The organism is Ruegeria sp. CH11, from assembly GCF_056537105.1.
The window spans coordinates 1-24,845 of sequence record NZ_JBQFQX010000016.1; the positions used below are offsets into that span (position 1 = coordinate 1).

The window sequence follows — 24,845 nt, forward strand, 5'->3', positions numbered from 1 at the left end:
CTGCGATGATCAGCTTGGGGTTATGCTCTTTCGCCAGCGCCTCGACCTGATCATAGTCCAGCATGTTGTCCTGCTGGCGCACGCCGTATTGAACGGCGTTGAACCACTTGCCCGACTGGTTCGGGCGCGCACCGTGGGTCAAGTGACCACCGGCGTCCAGGCTCATACCCAGAATGGTGTCGCCGGGCTGGATCAGCGCCTGAAACACGCCCTGGTTGGCTTGGCTCCCTGAGTTCGGCTGCACGTTGGCGAATTCGCAGCCAAACAGCTGCTTGGCACGGTCGATGGCCAGGTTTTCGGCGATATCGACGAACTGGCAGCCGCCATAATAGCGTCGACCGGGATAGCCTTCGGCGTATTTATTGGTCATCACCGAGCCTTGCGCCTCCATCACGGCGGCAGAGACGATGTTCTCGGATGCGATCAGCTCGATCTCGTCGCGCTGACGGCCCAGCTCGGATGTGATCGAGCCATAAAGCTCGGGGTCGCGATCCGAAAGGGATTGGGTGAAAAAACCGGTGTCACGAAGATTGGCGTTCATGGATGGCTCCGCATGGCTGGGGAAAAACTTGCGGATTTCCTATAGGAAACGTTGGCGCTGCAAAAGGCTTAAAGCGACGATTTGGCTCGCTGCGGCGTCAAGTCTGGCCTATCGGGGAAAGGTATGTTTGTTTCGGAACCAAATGTGCAACACCGGAAACCGGACCAGATGACCAAAAGAATCGCATTTCTAGCCAGCGACGCCCGCGTTGCGCAATCCGCGCGCGAGGCTTTGGTCGCGCGCTATGGGCACGTCGCTCCGCGGGATGCGGATGTTGTGGTGGCGCTGGGTGGTGACGGGTTCATGTTGCACACGCTGCACGGAATTCGGCATCTGAACACGCCTGTCTACGGCATGAATCGCGGCACCATCGGGTTTTTGATGAACGAATATGCGGAAGCGGATCTGATCAGCCGACTGGCCGAGGCCGAAGAAGAGGTGATCAACCCGCTGATCATGACCGCCGTGGACCAGTCGGGACAAAAACACGAGGCTTTGGCCATCAACGAAGTGTCCTTGCTGCGCGCCGGTCCTCAGGCAGCGCGGCTGCGGATCAGTGTCGATGGCCGTGTGCGCATGGCCGAGCTTGTTTGCGATGGAGCGCTTTTGTCGACGCCAGCCGGATCAACGGCCTATAACTATTCGGCGCATGGTCCGATTGTGCCAATCGGCGCGGATGTGCTGGCCTTGACGCCGATTGCCGCGTTCCGGCCCCGGCGCTGGCGCGGCGCTTTGCTGCCCAAACACGCTCAGGTCAGGTTCGATGTCATTGAGGCCGACAAACGCCCGGTTATCGTATCCGCCGATTCGGTCGCGTTCCCCGATATCGACTGGGTCGAGATTCGCTCGGAGCCAAAAGTCGAGCATCGCATCCTGTTCGATCCCGGTCATGGGCTTGAAGAACGGCTAATTTCTGAACAATTTACATAAATTTTGCCGAAATTCGGGAAATTCATCGGGCTTGTGTGAACAAGTTCACAGGACTGGACACAACCCTTTGGTAATCTGATCATGCCCGGAGAACACGCCGGGGTGGAAGTGAGTGGCCACCCACTGGTGTTGTCCAATGATTGCGCAGTTTTAGCGCTGGCGAGGGTAGGTGGTGCTACGCTTGTTACCAGAAATCCGGGCATATTTTAGTATGCGGACCCCGGGCACAATAACCCGGGGTCAATTTTTTGCGCTCAACGGTCAAAGCCTACGCGGTGTCCGCCATACGCTGCCAAAGAACCGGGGCCATTGGGCCAACACGTTCCTCGATCGCTGCTGCGGCATCAACCGCCAAGTCTTCGCGCCAGCGCCGGGCGGCGATCTGAACGTTAATCGGTTGTGGGCCCTTGGGCAGATCGGCCAGCCGTGCAGGCACGCTGGCGGCGGGCAGGCCCAGGAAATTCATCGCGTAGGAGTAGACAGCGCAGCCCAGAACCTCATGTACGCCGTCTGCCCCTTCGGTATCCCGATCCGGTTTGAAAAAGGGCTGCGGCAGGAACGGAGAAAGGACCAGAGGGTAATCTTCCAGAAACAAAGACCATTCGCGCGCGTAATGGCTGCGCTTGGCCATCGTCTGGATCAACTCGGTTTCAACGATGGGCGGAAACTCCTGAAAATAGACGCCAAAGATATCCCGGATCGTTTGCGAGCCGACCGCCTCGATATCGCCTTTCATCAGGGTCAGAACCTCGCCCATTAGTGCGCGGTACCCTGTGCGTCCGCAGTCGAAAACATCCGGCGGGTCGATTTCGTGCACCTGATAACCTGCATCCGTCAAAGCGTCGCGCGCGGTGTCCAATGCCTTTTCGACCTCGGGGTGCAGCGCATAGCCAAAAGTGTTCTTGGTAAAGGCTACCTTGATCGGACCGCCCAGAGGTGCGCCGCGCCAGGGTAGGGGGACGTGAAACGGGTCGCGCGCGTCGGGCGCAATCAGGCTGGGCATGGACAGGTTCAGATCGGCGGTCGAGCGTGCGATTAGCCCCTGCACCGACATGGATTGCGCCAGCAGACCACGCTCGGCCTTTTGGCTGGGGTTCCAGGCTGGTACGCGCCCGAGACCGGGTTTGACCGTCACCGCGCCATTGGCCGCTGCGGGAAAGCGCAGGCTGCCGCCAATGTCATTGCCATGCCCCAAAGCGCCGATCCCTGCCATGACCGCCGCCCCGGCACCGCCAGAGGATCCGCCGGCCGAGATATGCTGACCCCAAGGGTTGTGGGTCCGCCCATAAAGCAGATTGTCGGTGTCGGCTCGGAAAGAAAACTCGGGCGTATTGGTGCGCCCGATCACGACGGCACCTGCTTTTTGCAAGTTGGTCACAACCGGTGCGTCATCCGGCGCAATCAAGGCTTTCAGGGCTGCCACACCATTTGTCGTGGCGTGGCCTTTCTGATCGACATTCACCTTAATGGTGACGGGTACGCCTTGCAACGGGCCGGGTTCCGCCCCTTTGGCGCGGGCACGGTCAAGGTCCCGCGCGCGCTCCAATGCCTCGTTCCCAAGGTCTTCGACCACGGCATTCAGGGCAGGGTTCGCCCGATGCATCCGGTCAATCGCTGATTTGACGGCAGTTTCTGCGCTAAGGTCTCCGCTACGGGTCAGCGCGGTCAGTTCGGTGGCACTCAGCCGCCAGATGTCGGAATCTGTCATGGGTCCTCACTGTCTTGGGGTGACAGTAGGAGGCCCTGTTGAAGTTGCAAGCAAAAGAGGTCAGGCGGGTGCGCCGCGGCCACCCGCCTAACGGGTCATTGCGCGTAGCCGAGCGTTTGCAGGGCCGAAGTGATCTCGTCCAGAATGGCGGGATCGTCGATCGTTGCTGGCATCTTGTAGTCCTTACCGTCGGCAATCGACACCATCGTGCCGCGCAAAATCTTGCCCGAGCGGGTCTTGGGCAGACGATCGACAACAACCGCCTGTTTGAAGGCCGCGACGGGACCGATCTTTTCTCGCACCAGCTTGACGACATCCTGCACCACATCATCGTGGTTGCGGTCCGTACCCGCGTTCAGACACAGGAATCCGACCGGCATTTGACCTTTCAACTGATCCGAGACACCAATCACCGCGCATTCCGCAACATCAGGGTGCGAGGCCAGAACCTCCTCCATCCCGCCCGTGGACAGGCGATGCCCGGCGACGTTGATCACGTCATCCGTGCGCGCCATGATGTAGAGGTAACCGTCCTCGTCGATCATCCCAGCGTCGCCAGTTTCGTAGTAACCGGGGAAATGCTCCAGATAGGATTTCTTGAACCTTTCTTCGGCGTTCCACAGGGTCGGCAGGGTGCCGGGTGGCAGCGGAAGCTTGACCGCGATCGCGCCCAGTTCGCCCGGTTTCATCGGGTGTCCGCCCTCGTCCAGAATCTGCACGTCGTAGCCGGGCATTGGCTTGGCGGGCGAGCCAAGCTTGGTGGGCAATTCCTCGATCCCGAGCGGGTTGCCTGCGATGGTCCAACCGGTTTCCGTCTGCCACCAGTGATCAATAACCGGAACTCTCAGCGCCTCCTGCGCCCAGGTGATGGTATCGGGGTCGGCACGCTCACCGGCAAGGAACAGCGCCCCGAGGCCAGAAAGGTCGTAGTTTGCCATCAATTCGGCCTGTGGGTCCTCGCGCTTGACGGCGCGAATGGCGGTGGGTGCGGTAAAGAAGCTTTTGACCTTGTGTTCCGCGATGACGCGCCAGAATGTTCCTGCATCCGGTGTGCCGACGGGTTTGCCCTCGAACACAATTGTGGTGTTGCCGTGGATCAGCGGCGCATAGCAGATATACGAGTGTCCGACGACCCAGCCCACATCCGAGGCTGCCCAGAAGACATCACCGGGATCGACATTGTAGATGTTCTTCATTGACCAGTTCAGCGCCACCAGATGCCCGGCAGTGGGACGCACCACGCCTTTCGGCGCGCCTGTGGTCCCCGAAGTGTACAGGATATAGGCCGGATCGTTGCCTGCCACGGGCACGCATTCGGCCGGTTCCACCCCGTATTGAAACCCGTGCCAGTTATGATCGCGTCCTTCGATCAGCTGTGCCACTTCCTGTTCGCGCTGGAAAATAACGCAGAAATCGGGCTTGTGGCTGGCCATCTCTATGGCGCCGTCCAGCAGGGGTTTATAGTGAACCACGCGTCCGGGTTCCATCCCGCACGAGGCCGCGATGATGGCTTTGGGCTTGGCATCGTCGATCCGCACCGCCAGTTCGTTGCTGGCAAAACCGCCAAACACGACCGAGTGTACCGCGCCCAAACGTGCGCAGGCCAGCATCGCCTCCAGCGCCTCGGGGATCATCGGCATGTAGATGATGACCCGATCCCCTTTTTCGATACCCTTGGCCCGCAACGCACCAGCCAGCGTCGCCACACGGTTGCGCAGCTCGACATACGAGATCTCGCGCTTGGTATGGGTGATCGGGCTGTCATAGATGATGGCAGTCTGCTCGCCCCGGCCGTTTTCAACGTGCCGGTCGACTGCGTTCCAGCAGGTGTTGACCTGTGCGTCACTGAACCATTCGTAAAGCGGTGCATTGTCGGCAAACAGGGCTTTGCTGGGAGGGCGAACCCAATCGATCCCGGTTGCAGCGTCCATCCAGAACGCCTCTGGGTCGGATTTCCAGCTCTCGTAAATCTCCTGATATGCCACGTCGTCATCCTCCTCAAATTCCTTGCTTGTGTGTTAGGCATCCGTCGCCTTTCGGACAAGCGGCTGGACTGGCAGCGCGTCAGTTTATCGCGAAATATTTGCAGATATCGCGCTCTTGGGCTGCAAAGTTTTGCAAACCTGTTTGCCAGCAGAGCAAAATTGAAAGCAGATTAACTTTTTTGCAAACTTGCAAACTTTTCGGCTGCAAAGAGAGATGGAATCACGCAGCGCTCAGGTTTTGGATTTGGCGTGGCGCGGCAGACTGTCCTGAGTTGCCAGCCAAGACAGGCGGTCTGAATCGAATACGTGAAACCGGGGAGGAACCGCTTCGGGGTCTTCCAGCGTCGCGGTATAGAGGTGGATGTTCACCGTGTCCCGGGCATTGCGATACGCCATCTGTGTTCCACAGGCCGCGCAAAACAACCGTTCGACATCCGGTGACGAACGGTAAACGGCAGGGTCCCGGCCTGTCCAAATCACCGCTTCATGAGGCAGGCCAAAAAATGCGGTAACGGGTGCCGCGCAGTTGCGGCGGCAGTCGGCGCAATGGCAATAGCAGCTCCACGCGACATCACCATCGCTTTCCCAACGGACGGCCCCGCAGTGACAATGCCCTTTCAATTCGCCTCTCCTGCTATTGGCGGCCAATTGTCAGGTCCACCGGATCAACCGTAATGCGCGACCGGAGTTCCGGCAATGGCTGCCATGTTCAGAAGTCCGCGCGCCGTGATGGACGGGGTGACGATATGCGCCTTGTTGCCCATTCCCATCAGGATCGGGCCAACCTCAAGCCCATCGGCTTTCATCTTGAGGATGTTGCGAACACCGCTGGCCGCATCTGCATGCGCAAAGATCAGCACGTTCGCTGCCCCTGTCAGACGCGAGTTCGGGAAGATGCGGCTGCGCAACTCCGGATCCAACGCCAGATCAAGGTTCATCTCACCCTCGTAGACAAAATCGCGGGGTTCGGAATCGAGAATATCCAATGCGGCGCGCAGGCGTTTGCCGGATCCCTCCGCCTGATTGCCGAACTGTGACTGCGAACAGAACGCGATTTTCGGTTCGATTCCGAACCGTCTGACATGGCGCGCTGCGCCGATAGTGCTTTCGGCCAGTTCCTCTGGGTTTGGCAATTGCCGCACATGTGTGTCTGCGATGAACAGCGGGCCATCCTCGAGGATCATCAGCGACATCGCTCCATGCGGATGCAGGTTCCCGTCGTCGAAAATCTGCTGCACATAGTTCAGGTGCCAGCGGTATTCGCCGAAAGTGCCGCAGATCATGCTGTCTGCCTCGCCCCGATGCACCATGATCGCACCAATGGCGGTCGTGTTTGTGCGCATGATTGCTTTGGCCAGATCAGGCGTGACGCCCCGGCGTTGCATGATTTGGTGATAGGAATTCCAGTAATCATAGTACCGTGGGTCGTTTTCAGGGTTCACGATCTGAAAATCTTCGCCAGGTTTGACAGTCAGTCCCAGGCGCTGGCAGCGGGCGTCGATCACGTCCGGCCTTCCGATCAGAATGGGCGTTTCCGTCGTTTCTTCCAAAACGGCTTGTGCGGCGCGCAGGACGCGCTCGTCCTCGCCCTCGGCAAAAACGATGCGGCGCGATGCAACGGCTGCGGCCTCGAACACCGGGCGCATCAGCAGGGCCGACTTGAACACCGTCTGGTTGAGGCGTTCCTTATACGCCTCCAGATCCTCGATCGGACGCTTGGCGACACCGCTTTCCATCGCGGCACGTGCCACGGCGGAAGAGACAACCCCAACCAGGCGAGGGTCAAAAGGTTTCGGGATCAGATAGTCGGGGCCAAAGGTCAGCTGTTCGCCCTTGTAGGCCGCGGCCGCCTCGGCGCTGGTGGTGGCGCGGGCCATCTCGGCGATGCCGTCGACGCAGGCGATCTGCATCTCGTCATTGATCTCGGTTGCGCCCACATCCAGCGCGCCCCGGAAGATGAACGGAAAACACAGAACATTGTTGACCTGATTGGGAAAGTCGCTGCGACCCGTGGCGATGATGGCGTCTGGCGCGACCTCGCGCGCGGCTTGCGGCAGGATTTCCGGCGTCGGGTTCGCCAGGGCAAAGATGATCGGACCCTTGGCCATCCGCTCGACCATTTCGGGCTTCAACACGTTGGGACCGCTGAGGCCAAGAAACAGGTCAGCCCCGTCGATGACATCATCCAGCGTTCGCAGATCCGACTTTTGCGCAAACTGATCCTTATGCGGATTCATATCCTCGGCCCGGCCTTCGTAAACCAGACCGTGAATGTCGCAAAGCCAGATATTCTCGCGCTTGACACCCAGTTTCACCAACATACTCAGGCAGGCAATGCCCGCTGCGCCACCGCCTGTCGAAACCACCTTGATGTCCTCGAAAGACTTGCCCGTCACGTGCAGCGCGTTTTTAGCCGCCGCGCCCACGACGATGGCGGTGCCGTGCTGGTCGTCGTGAAAGACTGGGATGTTCATCCGTTCGCGGCAGAGCTTTTCAACGACAAAGCAATCGGGGGCCTTGATATCTTCGAGGTTGATGGCGCCGAAGGTCGGTTCAAGCGCGCAGACGATATCAGCCAGTTTTTCCGGATCGGGCTGATCGACTTCGATATCGAAACAATCGATGCCTGCGAATTTCTTGAACAGGACGGCCTTGCCCTCCATCACCGGTTTGGAGGCCAGCGCACCAATATTGCCCAAACCCAGAACCGCGGTGCCATTTGAAACAACGGCCACCAGATTGCCCCGGGCCGTGTACTTCTCGGCATTGGTCGGGTCGGCTTTGATTTCGGTGCTGGCCTCGGCCACCCCCGGCGAATAGGCCCGTGCCAGATCCCGACCGTTGGCCATGGGTTTCGTGGCCTTGATCTCAAGCTTACCGGGCTTGGGATAAGCGTGATAGTCAAGTGCGGCCTGCCGCAGGCTGGGTGTGTCAGACATCGGCGATTCAGCTCCCTAAACATTTTGATTTATGGCTAAACTATTTCGCTGGAAATGGCTATGTCGGCTCATTTGTAACAGTTTCGCTTTGATCGGTCCCCGGCGGGTTGAAAGGTTTCGCAAAAGTTTTACATTCGCACAACTCCGAAACGCAGACACCGAGCAGCCGAGACCTACAATGAGCTTCAAGGACGACTTCCTGGCGGTCGAGCCAAGGGCGGCTCGCTCTGGCTATGGTTACTATGCGGCCGTTCTGGCGGCGTTGGCGGTTTGCGTATTGCTAATTGCCGTTTGGCTGTGGCCAACCCAGGCGATAAGCCTCAATGATGAAGGCGGACTGTTCGAGACAATCTCGGCCGCGGCTTTGCTGGCAGCCGGTCTGGCGGCGCTTTGGCGCTATCCCGGTTTTAGCCGACTGTATATCGGTGTGGTGTGCCTGTTGCTGGCCGAGCGCGAGCTTGAGGCGGATATCTATCAGACAGGCAGTCTGCCCCACTGGATCCTGAACGGGCTGGATATAGCGCTGGACATGACCGTCGTTCGCGTGGTGCTGGCGGTGATCGTGATTGGCGGTCTGATCTGGCATGGGGTTCCGAACGCATGGCGTGCGCTTAAGATCAAGGCCCCGTTTTTTATGATCTTTTTCCTCTCTGGATGCGCCGCGGTTGTCGCGCAGGGGATGGAAGAATTGCCGGGGATGATCGATGCGGATCTGTCCGTGACGATGATGATGCGCTTGTTTGTTCTGGAAGAAACGCTCGAGATGGTCTTTTCAATTGGCATTTTGGCCGCCGTTCTGATCGGATGGCCAAAATCCGCGACTGAAGAGACATTGAATGACATCGACCGGGAAAAGCGCACAGACGCACGCTGAATTTCGCCTGCCGACACAGGAATTGCGCGACGACATTCCATTTTACACCAAGGTTTTGGGGATGCGGATGGATATGATCTATCCGGCAGACGACCCCAGCGTTGCGGTGTTTTCCGGGCACGGGCTGCGATTGCGCATCGAAAAGGATGCACCCGAGCAGCCGGGGACGCTGCGCATCCTTACCGAAAACCCTGACGCCTTTGCGGATGGCCAACGCGTTCTGGTCGCTCCGAATGGTACGCGTGTCGAAATCGAGGAACGCAATCCACCGCTTGTGATGCCGGAAACGGTGCATTCCTTTGTGGTGCGGCGGCTCAAGGATCAGGCGCCGTGGATCATCGGGCGGGCAGGGATGCATTACCGCGATCTGGTCCCCGACCGGCTGGGCGGGTCGATCATTGCCAGTCACATCCGCATTCCGGACGGCGGCCCGGTGCCCGACATGGTGCATTTCCACAAAGTCGGATTTCAGCTGATCTTTTGCATTCATGGCTGGGTCGATGTGGTTTACGAGGATCAGGGCGACCGGATGCGCCTGACAGCGGGCGATTGCTTTATCCAGCCACCTGAAATTCGCCATAGGGTTCTGGAAGCCTCGGACAACGTTCAGGTCATCGAAATTGGTGTGCCTGCTGAGCATGTGACTGAGATTGACCACGACATGACGCTCCCCACCCCGCACTACCGCCCGGATCGGGAATGGCAGGGGCAACGGTTCGTATACAATCAGGCCAAGGACGCGGTCTGGCAGCCCTTCCGCCTGCCAGGATATATCTGCCGTGACACAACGATTGCCGAGAATACCAAAGGTGTTGCCGGGGTGCAGGTCGTGCGCCGCGGGCAGGGCGAACCTGTCTGGTCAAGCCACGATACGGATATCCACTTTAGCTTTGTCATGGCCGGAGAAGTGACGCTTGAGGGCGAGGGCCGCGAACCCTTCCGGTTGGAGCAAGGGGACGCGTTTGTCATCCCGCCCGGAATGCTGACTCGGTTGGCCGATCCATCGAATGATGTCGAACTGCTTGAGGTCACATTGCCCGGAACGTTCAATACCACGCTGAAATAGGCGCGAATCTGTTAGGAAATGATAGGTGGGGGCTTTAACTCCCATAGTGTTTTCCACTAGGTTGGATTTTTCTGACCAGATGATCAAAAAACGGGGAATCGCCATGTCGCTTAAAGAGGCCGCCTTGTCCGTCCGCGAAAACGCTTATGCGCCGTATTCGAATTTCAAAGTCGGTGCGGCTGTTCGGTCTGCATCGGGCACGGTCTATTCCGGCTGCAATGTCGAAAACGTGGCCTATCCCGAAGGCACCTGCGCCGAGGCTGGTGCGATCGCAGCGATGGTCGCGGCGGGCGAGCAGCAACTGACCGAGGTGTATGTCGTCGCCTCTAGCCCGCAACCGGTGCCGCCCTGTGGTGGATGCCGCCAGAAACTGGCCGAGTTTGGTGCACGCGATGTCAAGGTGACGCTGGCGACTGCCAGCGGGGACGAGCTTGAGACCACCATCGGGCAACTTCTGCCGGGCGCGTTTGACGCATCGCATATGGAGGACAGCTGACCCGATGGATGCACGTTCGATCATCGCAAAACTGCGCCGGAATGAGATGCCCAGCGGCGCGGAACTGAACTGGTTCGCACAAGGTCTGGCCGATGGCGGCATCAGCGACGCGCAGGCCGGTGCTTTTGCCATGGCTGTCTGCATGGGGGGCCTGGGCGCGCAGGGCCGCGCGGATCTGACGGTCGCGATGCGCGACAGTGGCGAGGTTTTGAACTGGGATGTCGACGGCCCGGTGATCGACAAACACTCGACCGGTGGGGTTGGCGACAGTGTCAGTCTGGTCTTGGCCCCGGCGCTTGCCGAATGCGGGGCCTATGTACCGATGATCTCGGGCCGGGGACTGGGCCATACGGGCGGTACGCTGGACAAACTGGAGGCAATTCCCGGGGTCAGCACGCAGATCAGTCAGGATCGTCTGGCGCAGATTCTGCAAGAAACCGGGGCGGCCATTGTGGGCGCAACCGGTCAGATCGCTCCTGCCGACAAACGTCTTTATGCGGTGCGCGATGTGACGGCAACTGTCGAAAGCCTCGATCTGATCACCGCGTCGATCCTGTCCAAGAAGCTGGCCGCCAGCCCGGATGCGCTGGTTCTTGACGTTAAGATGGGCAGCGGCGCGTTCATGAAGACCATAGATCAGGCACGCGGTCTGGCGCAGGCGCTGACCGAGACCGCCAATGCGGCTGGTTGCCGGACATCAGCGGTCATCACCGACATGTCGCAACCGCTGGCCCCGGCCTTGGGAAACGCGCTGGAAGTTGCCGAAGTGATGAAGGTTCTAACCGGGGACTACAACTCGCCGCTGGCCGAGATCTCGGCCGAGTTGGGCGGTGTGCTGCTCGTCGATGCTGGCATCTGCGAAACGGTCGAGGCTGGCCGCAGCAAGATTGCCGAAATCATCCGCGATGGCCGTGCGGCCGACCGCTTTGGCCGGATGATGGCATCGGTTGGTGGACCCGTGCAATTCGTCGATACCTGGGCGCGGTTCCTGCCGGAAGCCAACGTTATTCAAGAGGTTCCCGCGCCGCAGGACGGCTATGTCACGGCGATTGATGGCGAGGCCCTGGGCCTCGCCGTGGTGGCGCTGGGCGGTGGGCGTCAGGTTGAAAACGACGAAATTGACCCCGCCGTCGGCATTTCCGGTATCGTGCGATTGGGTCAGCGCGTCAGCAAAGGTGAGCCGCTGGCAGTGGTTCACGCCGGGCGCGAAGATGCGGCGCAGCGTGCGGGCGCAAGCATTCTGTCGGCGGTGACGATTTCCGAAACGTCGTCAGAGGTTCCAAATTTGGTGCATGAAAGGATCACGGCATGAGCCGCGCTTTTCTGGTGGTGATGGATTCAGTCGGGATTGGCGGTGCCGGGGATGCCGACCGGTTTTTCAACGGGGACATACCGGACACCGGTGCGAATACCGTGGCGCATATCGCACAAGCCTGCGCCGAAGGCCGGGCCGAAGAGGGGCGCAGCGGACCGCTGCGCCTGCCCAATCTTGACGCGCTCGGCCTGGGTGCTGCGACCCGTCTGGCGTCGGGTGATCAAACGCCGGGGCTTGAGGCCGAACCTACGGGGCTCTGGGGCTGCGCAAGCGAGCATTCGCCCGGTAAAGACACGCCCTCGGGCCATTGGGAACTGGCGGGGGTGCCAGTGCCGTGGGATTGGCACTATTTCCCGAACGCCGTCCCGGCCTTTCCCGCTGATCTCACCCGCGCCGCAGCCGAGGCAGCGGGAACGGACGGCATTCTGGGCGATTGCCACGCCTCGGGCACCGCCATCATCGCCGAACTGGGTGCGGAACACATGCGGACGGGTTTGCCTATCTGCTACACCTCGGCTGACAGCGTGTTCCAGATTGCCGCGCATGAGGACAGCTTTGGCCTCGACCGATTGCTTGAGTTGTGCCGAACGCTGGCTCCGCGCCTGCATGACATGAAAATTGGCCGAGTCATCGCGCGACCCTTTGTCGGCACTCCGGAAACCGGGTTTACGCGCACGACCAACCGCAAGGACTTTGCCATTCTGCCCCCTGCGCCGGTTCTGACCAATTGGGTGCAGGACGCCGGACGCCATGTCTATGCGGTCGGCAAAATCGGCGACATCTTCTCGATGCAAGGGATCGACACGCTGCGTAAAGGCGCGGATGCGGAGCTGATGAAGCATCTGTCCGATCTGGTCGACGAGGCCGAGGAGGGCAGCCTGACCTTCGCCAATTTCGTCGAGTTCGACAGCCTTTACGGCCACCGTCGCGATATCAGCGGTTATGCCCGCGCGTTGGAATGGTTTGACCGGGAAATCGGCCTGATCCTGAACAAGCTGCGTCCGGGCGATCTGATGCTGTTGACCGCCGATCATGGCAACGACCCAAGCTGGCCCGGAACCGACCACACGCGCGAACAGGCGCCGGTGTTGATCGCGGGGCAGGGTGCTGGCCAGATCGGTCAGGTTGAGTTCGCCGACGTCGCTGCCAGTATCGCCCATCACCTGAACATACCGGCACAAGGGCCGGGAAGGACTTTTCTATGACCGTTGCGGACTTGCCCAAGATCGAATTGCACCTGCACCACGAAGGTGCAGCACCTCCAGCCTTTATCCGGCAATTGGCGCATGAAAAACGCGTGGACCTCAGCGGGATATTCAAACCGGACGGGTCTTATGACTTCCGTGACTTTGCGCATTTCCTCAGCGTTTATGAAGCCGCCTGCGAAGTGCTGAAATCGCCCGAGGATTTCCGGCGGCTTACATTGGCCATTCTGGAGGAAAGTGCCGAGAATGGCGTGGTCTACACCGAAAGCTTCCTGAGCCCCGATTTTTGCGGCGGCGGCGATCTGGATGCATGGAAAGACTATTTGAACGCCATTCGGGACGCTGCGGATGAGGCGGAAAAAAAATTCGGCATCACCTTGCGCGGCGTCGCCACCTGTGTGCGCCACTTTGGCCCCGAACAGGCCAAACGCAGCGCCTATTGCGCGGCTGAGACCGCCGGAGACTGGATCACCGGGTTCGGCATGGGGGGCAATGAATCAGTGGGCGCGCAGGCGGACTACAAATGGGCCTTCGATTGTGCGCGCGAGGCTGGCCTTTGTTTGACGACCCATGCAGGGGAGTTTGGTGGCCCTGACAGCGTTCGGGATGCGGTCCGGCATTTGGGGGTCGAGCGTATCGGCCACGGCGTTCGCGCCATCGAAGACCCCGACTTGGTCCACGAATTGATCGACCGGGGCACAACGCTTGAGGTCTGCCCCGGCTCGAATGTTGTACTGGGCCTGTTTCCGGGCTTTGATGCCCATCCGATTGCGCACCTGCGGGATGCGGGCGTAAAAGTCACGGTGTCGACCGATGATCCGCCGTTCTTCCACACCACGATGCGCCGCGAATACGAGATGCTGCACAAGGCGTTCGGCTGGGATGCCGAAGACTTTGCCGCGCTGAACAAAACCGCGCTGGACGCGGCCTTTTGCGATGAAGACACCCGCGCCCGGGTGCAAAAGAGACTGGAGAGACCATGAGCGAACACCTGACCGTCGTCGATCACCCGCTGGTGCAGCACAAGCTGACGCTCATGCGGGACAAGGGAACCTCGACCGCAGTGTTCCGCCAGTTGCTGCGCGAGATCACCCTGCTGCTGGCCTATGAGGTCACGCGTGAGATGCCGCTGACCACCCGCCACATCGAAACGCCGATGGAAGAGATGGACGCGCCTATCCTGGCGGGCAAGAAGCTGGCGCTGGTGTCGATCCTGCGCGCTGGAAACGGGATGCTGGACGGGGTGCTGGAATTGGTCCCCTCAGCCCGCGTCGGTTTTGTCGGTCTGTACCGAGACGAAGAGACGCTGAAGCCGGTGCAATACTATTTCAAAGCGCCGGAAGGGTTGAAAGACCGCCTGGTCATTGCCGTTGATCCGATGCTGGCCACCGGCAACAGTTCGGCCGCTGCGATTGATCTGCTGAAAGAGGCGGCCGCGACGGACATCCGGTTCCTATGCCTGCTGGCCGCCCCCGAGGGTGTCGCACGCATGAAAGAGGCGCATCCGGACGTCAAGATCGTCACCGCCTCGCTGGACCGAGAGCTCAACTCAAAAGGCTATATCATGCCGGGTCTCGGCGATGCCGGAGACCGGATGTTCGGTACCAAATAAGCCTATTGCCCGCAGATATTTTGTAGCTGGACCCAATCGCGGTCCGGCAGCACCTGTTCCAATGTGCGACCTGCCATCGGGTCCGCTTCGATCAGGCCCAGTACGGTTTCCCCGGTGATGTCGCGAGCATAGGCGTAGGGTGTCGAGGGCAGGGCGGCCTGAGCAAAAACGGACAGCAGATCGTCATCCGAAATCTCAGCGTGCGGCCCGGACAGAACCTGTTCGGTATATCTGTCGATGATATCCGGCGTCAGCCCGCCCGTTGTCAGCAGGCGGAACGCGGCGGTTGGCCCGGTGCGGTCAAGCAGATCGTCAAGCGGGTCTTGCACCTGCGCACGCGCACGCGCCGCAACCACGTATCCGGCGGCAACCGCGGGGTCTTCGTGATCCTCGACCAGCGCCCTGTTCAGCAAAACCGCCCCGCCCGGCAAGGTCAGGCTGTCGGGGACGCCAGCCGGCAGGATGACGATCTGGCGTACGCCGGTCCGGCGCGCCAGACGCTCCAGCGGTGCCTTTGTGTCGCGCGAGGTGCAGGCTTGCCCCGAGACCCTCTCGATCCGCTCCAGAATGGCGGCGCCGATCTCCTGCCGCTTGATCTCGGGCACGACTGAGACGACATGGCTTTGCAGCGCGCCGGGCAACCACAGCAACAATACAGCCAGGACCGCCAGCACAACGCCCGCAACCGAAGCCCAACGCAGTCGACCGGGATGCGGGCGGGACCGGTCTATGGCCTTTTGCAGACGGTCGATCGCTTCAAGCATCGTGGTCTCGGACTTTGCCAGTTCCAGCGTTTCATCCGGGTCACCATCCGGATTGAATACCGCAGGAAAGTCGCCCGGGTTCTGCCGAACCAACGCCGCCAGCGACCAATGAGTCAGGGCCCGGTCGTTGAAATCCGAGATGGTCAAGGTCGCCTCGCCGATCGACACGACGACCTCGCGTCGCTGTTCTTCGGGCGAGGGACGCCACAGACCGGTGGCTTCGATCCGCTGATACTGTTTCAGTGCGGTCATAAGGTAATGCTGCTCGGTAGTATTTTTTCCAATCCTAGCATGTTGAAAACCGGCCGTGCAAACGTGTTGAGACGGGGCTGGCCACAATCTTTGCCCAGTTTGAGCCTCGGAAGTGGTTTCTCGCGGGCTCGAGCGGTGGCGGTCCGAGCAAGGGATAAAGGCGCGGCGAAACGGGCCGCAGCAGAATCACTTGTTAAGAATCCCCTGTGGACCGTCAAAGTTTCCGCAATGGCTCCAATGCCAAAGGAAAACCTTTTGTTGTTTTGACTTTGGGTGCGGAAGTGCCTGAATTTGGTCCGAATTAGACCTAAATGTGTCAAAACTAAGTCCCCGGGTCGGCTTCCGTGCTAGCACTAATTTGTTTTTGTTTGGTGCCAAAGGGGGTTCGGCACGTGTTGAAAGTAGTGAGTGTTTCGGGGTTCTCAGATCAGTCTGACCATGTTCAGCCTCAGGTTGGGGCATATGGATCAGCGGCGCGACAGGGTGGGTTCGTGCATGGTACCAGGATTGCAACGCCAAGTGGCTGGAAGCCGGTCGAGCGTATTGTGGTGGGCGATCTTGTCCGCACGTTGGATAACGGGTTCAAAAAGGTCCGAAGGATCGCGGCGGATCTGATCACGATACGTGAGGACGAGAGCAGGCCAAATGTCCTGCCTGTTCAGGTTCCGGCGCATATGTCGCTGAACGGACGCGCGATCTGGTTGATGCCGAACCAGGGTATCGCGCTGGACAACAGCAAGCTTGATCCAACTGTCCGAGGGCGTTCGGTCATGCCAGCGCGGCTGTTGGGCGGGGCTGGGCGGCTTAGGTCACGTGCGCCAAGCGGACCGCTTGGGGTCAGTACGCTGTTTTTCGATCATGACGAAGTGATCTTTGTCGAAGGCGGCTTGCAAGCCTTCTGCCCGGGTGGTCGTGCCGGCTGGTCGGCCACGCCTGGTCACAGCCGCTATCGAATCCTCAGTGATGGGGATGCGGCGGAGTGGGTCGAAAAGATCGCAGACATGACAGACGTCTCGGCACTTGCCAATCCGCTTGGTGCCTTGCCTGCGTTGGTTCCGGACAAGCCGATCTTGCCAGCGAGACCGGCAAAGGGCCAGCGGCGTCCGGGACGGCCTGGACGGCCGGCAATGCCGACCCTGTTTCTGCGGCCCGAATGGATGATGATCCGACATCAGCCATAGGTATCGATTAGGTGGGGGAAGACGGGCAGGCGCATGGGGGCATGCGCCTGCCGCTTTTTGTCAGGCCGCTTTGGCCTCGGGATCGAAACGACCGTAGAAGCTCTGACCCTTTTCGGCCATCTCGCGCAACAGCGGCGGGCAGGTGAACCGTTCGCCATAAGCCTCGGTCAACTGGTCACACCGCTCGGCCGCGTATGGCGAACCGATAATGTCCAGCCAGCTGAGCGGGCCACCGGACCACGGCGCAAAGCCCCAGCCGAGGATGGCACCGACGTCGCCTTCGCGGATATCTTCCAGCACACCCTCTTCCAGCGCGCGGACCGCTTCGAGAACCTGAGCGAACATCAGGCGTTCCTGAACCTCGATCAGGTCGGGCTGATCTTCGGCCAGCGGGTATTTTTCCTGCAGGCCCTTCCAGTATTCGGTGCGTTTGCCCTTTTCGTCATAGTCGAAGAAGCCCGCGTTCGCCTTGCGACCCAGACGGCCCTGTTCTTCCATCCAGAAAATCAGATCGTCAGACGGGCTTTCCGGATAGGCGTCACCCATCGCAGCCCTGGTGGCTCGCGCGATCTTTGCACCCAGATCAATCGAGGTTTCGTCGGTCAGCTGGATCGGTCCGACAGGGAAGCCCAACTGACGCGCGGCATTGTCGATCAGGACGGGGCTGACGCCCTCGGTGATCATGCGCGCACCTTCGTTGATGTAGGGGATGATGCAGCGGTTGGCGTAGAAGAACCGTGCATCGTTGACCACGATCGGCGTCTTGCGGATTTGGCGGACATAGTCCAGCGCCTTGGCGACCGCACGATCCGCGGTTTCCTTGCCCTTGATGATCTCGACCAGGAACATCTTTTCGACCGGTGAGAAGAAGTGGATGCCAATGAACTGATCCGCCCGCACCGAGGCCTTGGCCAGATCGGTGATCGGCAGGGTCGAGGTGTTCGAGGCAAAGATGCAATCCTCGGGGATGATCGCCTCGACCTTTTGGGTCATCTCAGCCTTGACGCCCACATCCTCGAACACGGCCTCGATGATCAGGTCACAGCCTTTGAGGTTGTCCAGATCGGGTGTCGCGGTGATACGGGCCAGCATGGCCTCTTTCTTCTCAGCCGTGACTTTGCCGCGCTTCATACCTTTGTCCAGATAGGTCTCGGTATACGCTTTGCCTTTGTCCGCGGCCTCCTGATCGCGGTCGACCAGAACCACTTCCATACCGGCCTGGGCCGACACCAGTGCAATACCAGCACCCATCATGCCTGCGCCCAGAACTCCGATCTTCTTGATCGACTGATCGGGAACACCAGCAGGACGCACCGCGCCTTTTTCCAACGCTTCCTTGTTCAGGAATAACGAACGGATCATGGCACCCGAGGACGGGTTCATCAGCACGGATGTGAACCAGCGCGCCTCGATCTTCAGCGCGGTGTCGAAATCGACCAAAGCGCCTTCGTAAACCGCGCTTAGCAGAGCCTTGGCCGCCGGGAATGCGCCTTGCGTCTTGCCGTTCACCATCGCCGAAGCCCCGACGAAGTTCATGAAGCCCGCAGGATGATAAGGCGCACCGCCGGGCATCTTGTAGCCCTTGGCGTCCCACGGCTTGACCAGATCGGTGTCTTTTGCGTTCAGCACCCATTCCTTGGCGGCAGCCATCGGGTCCGCTGCGATCTCGTCGATGTAACCCGCGCCTTTGGCTTTCTTGACGTCCAGCATCTTGCCTTCCAGCAACAGCGGAGCCGCCGCAATCGCGCCTACTTTGCGGACCATACGCGTTGTGCCGCCTGCTCCGGGGAAGATACCGACCATGATCTCGGGCAGGCCGAATTTCGCCTTGGGGTTTTCGGCGGCGAAGATACGGTGGGTGGACAGGGGCAGTTCCATGCCGATGCCTGCGGCGGTGCCCGGCAGGACGGTGGCAATCGGCTTGCCGCCCTTCTTGGTCTTGGGGTCCATGCCCGCCAGTTCGATCTTCCGCAGCAGCGCATGCATCTGCATGATGCCCTCGAACAGGCCTTTGGCAGGATTATCGCCAGCCTCTTCCTTCATCACCGCCAACAGGTTCAGGTCCATGCCACCGGCAAAGGACCCTTCCTTGCCCGATGTGATCACGATCCCTTTGACCTCATCATCAGCCAGAGCCTGATCAATGCAGTCACTTAGCTCAGCCAGCCCGTCAAAGGACATCACGTTCATGGTTTTGCCCGGAACGTCCCAGGTGATCGTGGCGACGCCGTCTGCGTCTTTGCTCAGAGTGAAGTCAGTCATTGTCATCTCCAATCTGGTCAGCCGTCAGCGGGCTGCCGTCCTTGCGGGTAAAGCGAAAGCCGTCGGCATCAAACTTCACCATCATGTCTAAGTCGCTGTAATAGCCGGTCTCGGTCGGGGTCCGCGTGCCCACCACCAGAAAACTCGCGGGCGCATCGGTCTTGTTCACAAGGTGATGGCCGTTGGCCTCACCGGCTGGCCATGCGGCGCAGTCGCCGGGCAGCATTTCATGCTCACCTTCATCGTCGATCAGCGTGCATTGGCCGCTGAGCATGATGGCAAACTCGTCCTGCTCCATATGGTAGTGGCGCAGCGAGGACAGACCGCCCGGCTCCAGCCGAACGATGTTGACGCCAAATTGCGTCAGGCCGTTTGCATCCCCCAAGGGTTGGACGTAACGGTCGTCGCCTGCTTTTGCCAGTTTGCCGGGATAGCCCGAACCGTTCCGAAACGGAATTTTGGAAAGATCGATCTTAGGCATCAGACACGCTCGATAATGGTTGCCGCACCCATACCGGACGCGATGCAGAGTGTGGCCAGACCGGTTTCCTTGTCCTGGCGCTCCAACTCGTCCAGAAGGGTGCCAATGATCATCGCACCGGTCGCGCCCAGCGGGTGACCCATCGCGATCGAGCCGCCATTGACGTTGACCAGTTCGGGATCAACGTCAAATGCCTGCTGGAACCGCAGCACGACCGAGGCAAAGGCCTCGTTGACTTCAAACAGGTCCAGATCGCTGATCTTCATGCCGTTGTCGGCCAGAATTTTTTCGGTCACCGGAACCGGGCCGGTCAGCATGATGGTCGGGTCAGTGCCGATCTTGGCGGTTGCCTTGATGCGCGCGCGCGGCTTGAGGCCATACTTCTCACCGAATTCCTTGTTGCCGATCAGCACAGCCGCCGCACCGTCCACGATGCCCGAGCTGTTGCCGGCGTGGTGGATATGGTTCACGCGCTCAAGATGGGGGTATTTCAGCATCGCAACCTTGTCGAAACCGGGCATCTGCTCGCCCATCATCTGGAAAGACGGATTCAGCGCGCCGAGGCTCTGCATGTCTGTGCCGGGGCGCATGTATTCGTCACGGTCCAGAATGGTCAGGCCGTTCTGGTCCTTAACCGTGATGACCGATTTTTCGAAACGATTGTCGGCCCATGCTTCCGCTGCGCGTCGCTGCGATTCGACCGCCAGCGCGTCAGCGTCGTCGCGGCTGAACCCATACTCGGTCGCAATGATGTCGGCCGAGATGCCCTGCGGAACGAAATAAGTATCCATCGCCAGCGAGGGATCAACGGCAATTGCAGCACCATCGCTGCCCATGGCCACGCGGCCCATCATTTCAACGCCACCGGCGATGTAAGCCTCACCCGCGCCGCCTTTGACCTGGTTCGCCGCGAGGTTCACAGCTTCCATGCCGGAGGCGCAAAAGCGGTTGATCGCCAGACCGGGGATCGACTGATCCAGGTCCGAGGCCAAAACGGCCGAGCGCGCCAGACAGCCGCCTTGCTCCATCACCTGGGTGACGTTGCCCCAGATCACGTCTTCTACAGCGTGACCTTCAAGGTTGTTGCGCTCTTTCATCGCATTCAGGGTCAGGGCGGACAGGCGCACCGAGGTTACTTCGTGCAGGCTGCCATCCTTGCGGCCCTTACCGCGCGGCGTGCGCAGCGCGTCATAGATATAGGCTTCGGTCATGGGTCTTCTCCTCAAGCTCGATCCGACGGGTTGCCGGGCATCAGGTCATAGGGGTGTTTCCAGCCGGGCTGTTCGCTGAGGCGCGTCAGCCAGCTGTCGATATGGGGCCAATCGGCGCGGTCAAAGCCGAATGGTTCGGGATAGTAGAGGTAGCTGCAGCAACTGATATCAGCGTTTGTTACGCCATCGCCGACGATCCAGTCGCGGCTTTCAAGATGTGCGTTCAGTGTCTGATACGCTGCTTTCAAGCGGCCTTGGTTAAAGGCAATGACGTCCGGGTTCCGGTGCTTTTCAGGCAGGAAATTTATCAAAAAGCGGGTCAGCCCGGCCATTGAACTCAGCTTGTGGTTATCCCACAGAACCCAGCGCAGAATCTCGTAGTTTTCGTCACGATCCTTGCCGCCAAACTTGCCGGATTTCTCAGTCACGTAGGCTTGGATCGCACCCGACTGGCTGGTGCGAAAGTCGCTGTCAATCATGACGGGGGCTTCGCCCATCTCATTCACCTCGGCGCGATATTCAGGTGTGCGTGTTGCGCCATTGAAAAAATCGACAAAAACCGGTTCCCACTCCAGCCCCGACATTTCAAGGGCCAGCGCGGCTTTGTAGCTGTTTCCACTTTCGCCGAAGCAGTGAAGTTTGATGGTCATACGAACGCCCCTCCCGTGGCGTGTGTGGTCAAGTCGAAATTGAGTATTTTTGAAAAGATGAAACTGGCTTCGTAACCTTCCATTAAAGGTCTTTTGCTTTTGTATCCCTGCGGTACGGGCTGGAGAGCCGATGACCGTAAAAGGTGAAGACGTCCCTGTCCTGATGGCGAGCGCGCCCGGTGGCAGGGGCGCATCGCCTCTTCATCTTTTCAAAAATACTCCCGCCGGAGGCATCTACCCTCAAAGCTTGCGATGCCGGTTGATCTGAGTACAGCTTTCACCGCTTGCGGGCCTCGAGCTCGGAATTGAAGATGCGCAGGCGGTGGATCAGGTTCTCCTCGTCGATCACGCTGTTGAAGTTTTCGAACAGAAAGGACAGCGCCTCACCTTCATCCAAGCCCGCCTCTCGAGAAAAGCTGCGGAGTTTGCGATAGCCGTCTTCTGTCATGGCGACGGGAAAGCGGCGTGTCAGGCGAAAGCGTTTTGGCATTGTGTTTCCTCTACGGTGGGCGCGGGCCGCGAGGCCCGAGCCCACACTGGGATCAGAAGTTTGCTGCGTCCAGTGCCATGACTGTGTCCGCGCCAGTCTGGATGCGGGCCAGATGCATGGCGGTCGCTGGCAGGCGGCGAGCCATGTAGAAACGGCCGGTATTGATCTTGGTCTCGTAGAACTCCGTGTCCGAGGCTCCGCCGTCCAACGCATCTTGCGCCGCTTTGGCCATCTGCGCCCACATCAGGCCAAGGCAAACATGGCCGAACATGTGCATGAAATCAAAGGACCCTGACAGCGCGTTGTTCGGGTTCTTCATGCCTTCCTGCATGAAGTACATCCCGGCGGCCTGCAGGTCCTTGGACGCTGCTTTCAACGGTTCGATGAAAGCCTTGTCATAGGCTTCGTCCTTGCCGCCGTTTTCTTTGCAGAAGGTTTTGACCATCTCGAAGAACGCCATGACGTGCTTGCCACCATCCTGCGCCAGTTTCCGGCCCACCAGGTCCAGCGCTTGCACGCCGTTTGCGCCCTCATAGATCATCGCGATCCGGGCGTCGCGGGTGTATTGCGACATGCCCCATTCTTCGATGTAGCCGTGGCCGCCATAAACCTGCTGGGCCTGAACGGTCATGTCGTAGCCTTCGTCGGTCAGAAAGCCCTTGATGACCGGCGTCAACAGCGAGATCAGCCCGTCCGCATCCTTGTCACCCGAGCGGTGCGCCTTGTCGATCATGGTCGCGCCCCACAGGATGAAAGCGCGCGCGCCTTCGGTGAAGCTTTTCTGGTCCATCAGGCTGCGGCGGATATCGGGATGCACGATCAGCGGATCGGCCGGGCCGTCTGGGTTTTTTACACCAGTCACATCCCGTCCCTGCAGGCGGTCCTTGGCGTACTCCAAAGCATTCTGATACGCGGCCTCTGCCTGCGACAGGCCCTGCATGCCGACACCCAGACGCGCCTCGTTCATCATGGTGAACATCGCGCGCATGCCCTTGTGTTCCTCACCCAGCAGCCAGCCGGTTGCCTCGTCATAGTTCATGACGCAGGTCGAGTTGCCGTGGATGCCCATTTTCTCTTCGATCTTGCCGACCGAGACACCGTTGCGCTCGCCCGGTGTGCCGTCTTCGTTCACGATGAACTTGGGCACGATGAACAGAGACACGCCCTTGATGCCCTCGGGGCCACCGGGGATTTTGGCTAGAACCAAGTGGATGATGTTGTCCGCCATGTCGTGATCGCCGGCCGAGATAAAGATCTTCTGACCGGAAATCTTGTAGCTGCCGTCGCCCTGCGGCTCTGCCTTTGTGCGCATCAGGCCCAGATCGGTGCCGCAATGCGGTTCGGTCAGGTTCATGGTGCCGGTCCATTCGCAGCTGACCATGTTGGGCAGGTAGGTGTTCTTCTGCTCGTCGGTGCCGTGTGCCAGAATGGCCGAGGCCGCGCCATGGGTCAGGCCCTGATACATCACAAACGCCTGGTTCGCGCCTGAGAACATCTCGCCCACCGCAGTACCCATGACATAGGGCATGTTCTGGCCGCCATACTCTTCCGGCATGTCGAGGCCCGTCCAGCCGCCTTCCTTCATCTGCTCGAAGGCATCTTTGAACCCGGTTGGGGTGTACACGATCCCGTTTTCCAACCGGCAGCCTTCTGTATCGCCCACCACGTTCAGCGGGTGCAGGACATTGCTGGCAACCTTGCCGGCTTCTTCCAGAACCGCGCCGGTAAATTCGGCTTCCAGTTCGTCATAGCCGGGAATATCCGACTGCGAGACATTCAGAACGTTGTGCAGGATGAACTGCGTGTCTTTGGTTGGCGCGTTGTAGACGGGCATGTGAAGCTCCCTTAATTCATATGTCCGGAGGGCAGGGCGAGGTTATTCGGCCGCCTTCTTTTCGTTTTTCATCGAGGCGATGACTTTTTCGCCCCAGCGCAGCTGCTCTTTCAGGTCGTCGATGGCTTGCGTCAGTTCTTCACGGCGCGCTTCCATGTCTTCCAGACGTTCGCACGCGATTTCATAAGTGCGCGAAATTTGCGTCAGTTGCTGGTCGCCCACGTGGTAGAGGTCCAGCAGTTGTCGGATTTCTTCGAGGCTGAACCCAAAGCGCTTGCCGCGCAGGATCAGTTTCAGGCGTGCGCGGTCGCTTTTGGTAAATAGCCGCTTCTGGCCCTCACGGATCGGAAACAAAAGTTCTTTGGCCTCGTAAAACCGCAATGTGCGCGGCGTGACATCGTATGTCTCGCACATTTCGCGGATGGTCATCAGATCTTCGGTCATTGTTCAAACTCTCATCACTGGCGTCTTGAGCATGATTTGCGCAGTTGATGGGTCTGTTACAACACGTAGATGACGTTTACGTAATGCGAACGCTACGTCACAATAAAGTTGACGTAACTTCCGTACGCGTAAATCCGTGTTTTGGTAATTTTGTTGCCGCTACGTCATGGAGAATCTGTGGGGTGGCAGGCTCAGATCGCCGGCGTTGAGAACGCGGCAGGGTCAGCCCAGCGACTTTGCCGTTTGGTCGCGCAATTGCTGCAGGGCATCCATTGCTTCGTCTAACTGTTGCCGCTGATTGCGCAGTTCTTCCATCTGGCGATCCGCCATTTCCACAAAGGTGGCCATCTGCGCTTGGTTGCCCTGATCTTCGTAGATCAAAAGCCACTGACGTATCTCTTCCAGCTGAAACCCGAATTTCCGACCGCGCATGATCAAAGTCATCCGCGCCCGCTCGCGCGAGCCATAGAAGCGTGACCGCCCTTCGCGATCCGGTTGCAGCAACTCGATATACTCGTAGTAACGCAATGTGCGTGGGGTCACATCGAACTCGGCGCACATCTCTTTGAATGACAAACGTTTGTCGGACATTCCCGGTCTCCTTG

Annotated in this window: 23 protein-coding genes; 9 read left to right on the forward strand and 14 right to left on the reverse strand. The window is 59.5% G+C overall.

The annotated features are described in order from the left end of the window. A partial coding sequence (locus ACR0LX_RS18710; protein ID WP_480785022.1) for a PLP-dependent aminotransferase family protein occupies positions 1-541 on the reverse strand: 541 nt, incomplete at its 3' end. 168 nt (positions 542-709) lie between these two features. Here ACR0LX_RS18710 and ACR0LX_RS18715 point away from each other — a divergent pair. Beyond that, the gene (locus ACR0LX_RS18715; RefSeq protein ID WP_480785023.1) at positions 710-1,471 is read left to right on the forward strand and encodes an NAD kinase; all 762 of its coding nucleotides are present in this window, start codon (positions 710-712) and stop codon (positions 1,469-1,471) included. Between the two features lie 268 nt (positions 1,472-1,739). Here ACR0LX_RS18715 and ACR0LX_RS18720 read toward each other — a convergent pair whose 3' ends face one another. The 4 genes from ACR0LX_RS18720 to ACR0LX_RS18735 all read right to left on the reverse strand — a co-directional run bounded on the left by ACR0LX_RS18720 (position 1,740) and on the right by ACR0LX_RS18735 (position 8,103). Then, positions 1,740-3,179, reverse strand: a complete 1,440-nt coding sequence (locus ACR0LX_RS18720) for an amidase family protein (RefSeq protein WP_480785024.1) — start codon at positions 3,177-3,179, stop codon at positions 1,740-1,742. Between the two features lie 95 nt (positions 3,180-3,274). Then, complete coding sequence (gene prpE, locus ACR0LX_RS18725; RefSeq protein WP_480785025.1) at positions 3,275-5,164, reverse strand: propionate-CoA ligase PrpE; 1,890 nt, start codon at positions 5,162-5,164, stop codon at positions 3,275-3,277. Between the two features lie 231 nt (positions 5,165-5,395). Continuing rightward, the gene (locus ACR0LX_RS18730; RefSeq protein WP_480785026.1) at positions 5,396-5,812 is read right to left on the reverse strand and encodes a GFA family protein; all 417 of its coding nucleotides are present in this window, start codon (positions 5,810-5,812) and stop codon (positions 5,396-5,398) included. A 17-nt stretch (positions 5,813-5,829) separates the two neighbouring features. After that, entirely contained in the window at positions 5,830-8,103 is a 2,274-nt protein-coding gene (locus ACR0LX_RS18735) for an NADP-dependent malic enzyme (protein ID WP_480785027.1), read from the reverse strand. 178 nt (positions 8,104-8,281) lie between these two features. On the opposite strand from ACR0LX_RS18735, the gene ACR0LX_RS18740 reads away from it, so the two are divergent. From ACR0LX_RS18740 to upp, 7 genes are all read left to right on the forward strand, one after another. Continuing rightward, positions 8,282-8,977 (forward strand): hypothetical protein, encoded by a 696-nt coding sequence (locus ACR0LX_RS18740; RefSeq protein WP_480785028.1) that lies wholly within the window; start codon positions 8,282-8,284, stop codon positions 8,975-8,977. Beyond that, positions 8,940-10,043 carry a cupin domain-containing protein gene (locus ACR0LX_RS18745; protein WP_480785029.1) on the forward strand — a complete coding sequence of 368 codons (1,104 nt, stop codon included), beginning with the start codon at positions 8,940-8,942 and terminating at the stop codon, positions 10,041-10,043. Before ACR0LX_RS18740 ends, ACR0LX_RS18745 begins: the two co-directional genes overlap by 38 nt. Positions 10,044-10,122: 79 nt before the next feature. Continuing rightward, the gene (locus ACR0LX_RS18750; RefSeq protein WP_480785030.1) at positions 10,123-10,539 is read left to right on the forward strand and encodes a cytidine deaminase; all 417 of its coding nucleotides are present in this window, start codon (positions 10,123-10,125) and stop codon (positions 10,537-10,539) included. Positions 10,540-10,543: 4 nt separating this feature from the next. Next, positions 10,544-11,851 carry a thymidine phosphorylase gene (locus ACR0LX_RS18755; protein WP_480785031.1) on the forward strand — a complete coding sequence of 436 codons (1,308 nt, stop codon included), beginning with the start codon at positions 10,544-10,546 and terminating at the stop codon, positions 11,849-11,851. After that, on the forward strand, positions 11,848-13,059 hold the full coding sequence (locus ACR0LX_RS18760; protein WP_480785032.1) for a phosphopentomutase: 1,212 nt from the start codon (positions 11,848-11,850) through the stop codon (positions 13,057-13,059). The genes ACR0LX_RS18755 and ACR0LX_RS18760 overlap by 4 nt, the downstream gene beginning before the upstream one ends. Then, a complete protein-coding gene (locus tag ACR0LX_RS18765; protein WP_480785033.1) occupies positions 13,056-14,042 on the forward strand; it encodes an adenosine deaminase in 987 nt (328 codons plus the stop codon). The genes ACR0LX_RS18760 and ACR0LX_RS18765 overlap by 4 nt, the downstream gene beginning before the upstream one ends. Beyond that, on the forward strand, positions 14,039-14,671 hold the full coding sequence (upp, locus tag ACR0LX_RS18770) for a uracil phosphoribosyltransferase (protein WP_480785034.1): 633 nt from the start codon (positions 14,039-14,041) through the stop codon (positions 14,669-14,671). The genes ACR0LX_RS18765 and upp overlap by 4 nt, the downstream gene beginning before the upstream one ends. A gap of 2 nt (positions 14,672-14,673) precedes the next feature. Here the strand turns inward: upp and ACR0LX_RS18775 are convergent, their stop codons facing one another. Further along, a complete protein-coding gene (locus tag ACR0LX_RS18775; RefSeq protein ID WP_480785035.1) occupies positions 14,674-15,687 on the reverse strand; it encodes a hypothetical protein in 1,014 nt (337 codons plus the stop codon). Between the two features lie 392 nt (positions 15,688-16,079). On the opposite strand from ACR0LX_RS18775, the gene ACR0LX_RS18780 reads away from it, so the two are divergent. Further along, complete coding sequence (locus ACR0LX_RS18780; protein WP_480785036.1) at positions 16,080-16,868, forward strand: Hint domain-containing protein; 789 nt, start codon at positions 16,080-16,082, stop codon at positions 16,866-16,868. Positions 16,869-16,928: 60 nt separating this feature from the next. On the opposite strand, the gene ACR0LX_RS18785 is transcribed toward ACR0LX_RS18780, so the two are convergent. The 8 genes from ACR0LX_RS18785 to ACR0LX_RS18820 all read right to left on the reverse strand — a co-directional run bounded on the left by ACR0LX_RS18785 (position 16,929) and on the right by ACR0LX_RS18820 (position 24,831). Beyond that, positions 16,929-19,130 (reverse strand): 3-hydroxyacyl-CoA dehydrogenase NAD-binding domain-containing protein, encoded by a 2,202-nt coding sequence (locus tag ACR0LX_RS18785; protein WP_480785037.1) that lies wholly within the window; start codon positions 19,128-19,130, stop codon positions 16,929-16,931. Continuing rightward, positions 19,123-19,611, reverse strand: coding sequence for a cupin domain-containing protein (locus ACR0LX_RS18790; protein ID WP_480785038.1), 489 nt, complete (start codon positions 19,609-19,611; stop codon positions 19,123-19,125). The genes ACR0LX_RS18785 and ACR0LX_RS18790 overlap by 8 nt, the downstream gene beginning before the upstream one ends. Then, complete coding sequence (locus ACR0LX_RS18795; RefSeq protein ID WP_480785039.1) at positions 19,611-20,822, reverse strand: acetyl-CoA C-acetyltransferase; 1,212 nt, start codon at positions 20,820-20,822, stop codon at positions 19,611-19,613. The genes ACR0LX_RS18790 and ACR0LX_RS18795 overlap by 1 nt, the downstream gene beginning before the upstream one ends. 11 nt (positions 20,823-20,833) lie before the next feature. Further along, on the reverse strand, positions 20,834-21,472 hold the full coding sequence (locus ACR0LX_RS18800) for a glutathione S-transferase family protein (protein WP_480785040.1): 639 nt from the start codon (positions 21,470-21,472) through the stop codon (positions 20,834-20,836). A 277-nt stretch (positions 21,473-21,749) separates the two neighbouring features. After that, entirely contained in the window at positions 21,750-21,962 is a 213-nt protein-coding gene (locus tag ACR0LX_RS18805) for a hypothetical protein (RefSeq protein WP_480785041.1), read from the reverse strand. Positions 21,963-22,014: 52 nt separating this feature from the next. After that, positions 22,015-23,796 (reverse strand): acyl-CoA dehydrogenase C-terminal domain-containing protein, encoded by a 1,782-nt coding sequence (locus tag ACR0LX_RS18810; protein ID WP_480785042.1) that lies wholly within the window; start codon positions 23,794-23,796, stop codon positions 22,015-22,017. A gap of 42 nt (positions 23,797-23,838) precedes the next feature. Continuing rightward, complete coding sequence (locus ACR0LX_RS18815; RefSeq protein WP_170713493.1) at positions 23,839-24,240, reverse strand: MerR family transcriptional regulator; 402 nt, start codon at positions 24,238-24,240, stop codon at positions 23,839-23,841. 222 nt (positions 24,241-24,462) lie between these two features. Continuing rightward, on the reverse strand, positions 24,463-24,831 hold the full coding sequence (locus ACR0LX_RS18820; RefSeq protein WP_480568215.1) for a MerR family transcriptional regulator: 369 nt from the start codon (positions 24,829-24,831) through the stop codon (positions 24,463-24,465). Between the last annotated feature and the right edge of the window lie 14 nt (positions 24,832-24,845).

Coding starts and splice junctions, on each gene's coding strand:
- ACR0LX_RS18720 (WP_480785024.1), bottom strand. CDS start 3,179: ATGACAGATTCCGACATCTGGCGGCTGAGTGCCACCGAACTGACCGCG.
- ACR0LX_RS18795 (WP_480785039.1), bottom strand. CDS start 20,822: ATGACCGAAGCCTATATCTATGACGCGCTGCGCACGCCGCGCGGTAAG.
- ACR0LX_RS18760 (WP_480785032.1), top strand. CDS start 11,848: ATGAGCCGCGCTTTTCTGGTGGTGATGGATTCAGTCGGGATTGGCGGT.
- ACR0LX_RS18735 (WP_480785027.1), bottom strand. CDS start 8,103: ATGTCTGACACACCCAGCCTGCGGCAGGCCGCACTTGACTATCACGCT.
- ACR0LX_RS18790 (WP_480785038.1), bottom strand. CDS start 19,611: ATGCCTAAGATCGATCTTTCCAAAATTCCGTTTCGGAACGGTTCGGGC.
- ACR0LX_RS18750 (WP_480785030.1), top strand. CDS start 10,123: ATGATCAAAAAACGGGGAATCGCCATGTCGCTTAAAGAGGCCGCCTTG.
- ACR0LX_RS18820 (WP_480568215.1), bottom strand. CDS start 24,831: ATGTCCGACAAACGTTTGTCATTCAAAGAGATGTGCGCCGAGTTCGAT.
- ACR0LX_RS18800 (WP_480785040.1), bottom strand. CDS start 21,472: ATGACCATCAAACTTCACTGCTTCGGCGAAAGTGGAAACAGCTACAAA.
- ACR0LX_RS18765 (WP_480785033.1), top strand. CDS start 13,056: ATGACCGTTGCGGACTTGCCCAAGATCGAATTGCACCTGCACCACGAA.
- ACR0LX_RS18715 (WP_480785023.1), top strand. CDS start 710: ATGACCAAAAGAATCGCATTTCTAGCCAGCGACGCCCGCGTTGCGCAA.
- ACR0LX_RS18785 (WP_480785037.1), bottom strand. CDS start 19,130: ATGACTGACTTCACTCTGAGCAAAGACGCAGACGGCGTCGCCACGATC.
- ACR0LX_RS18805 (WP_480785041.1), bottom strand. CDS start 21,962: ATGCCAAAACGCTTTCGCCTGACACGCCGCTTTCCCGTCGCCATGACA.
- ACR0LX_RS18755 (WP_480785031.1), top strand. CDS start 10,544: ATGGATGCACGTTCGATCATCGCAAAACTGCGCCGGAATGAGATGCCC.
- ACR0LX_RS18740 (WP_480785028.1), top strand. CDS start 8,282: ATGAGCTTCAAGGACGACTTCCTGGCGGTCGAGCCAAGGGCGGCTCGC.
- ACR0LX_RS18810 (WP_480785042.1), bottom strand. CDS start 23,796: ATGCCCGTCTACAACGCGCCAACCAAAGACACGCAGTTCATCCTGCAC.
- ACR0LX_RS18815 (WP_170713493.1), bottom strand. CDS start 24,240: ATGACCGAAGATCTGATGACCATCCGCGAAATGTGCGAGACATACGAT.
- ACR0LX_RS18745 (WP_480785029.1), top strand. CDS start 8,940: ATGACATCGACCGGGAAAAGCGCACAGACGCACGCTGAATTTCGCCTG.
- ACR0LX_RS18775 (WP_480785035.1), bottom strand. CDS start 15,687: ATGACCGCACTGAAACAGTATCAGCGGATCGAAGCCACCGGTCTGTGG.
- upp (WP_480785034.1), top strand. CDS start 14,039: ATGAGCGAACACCTGACCGTCGTCGATCACCCGCTGGTGCAGCACAAG.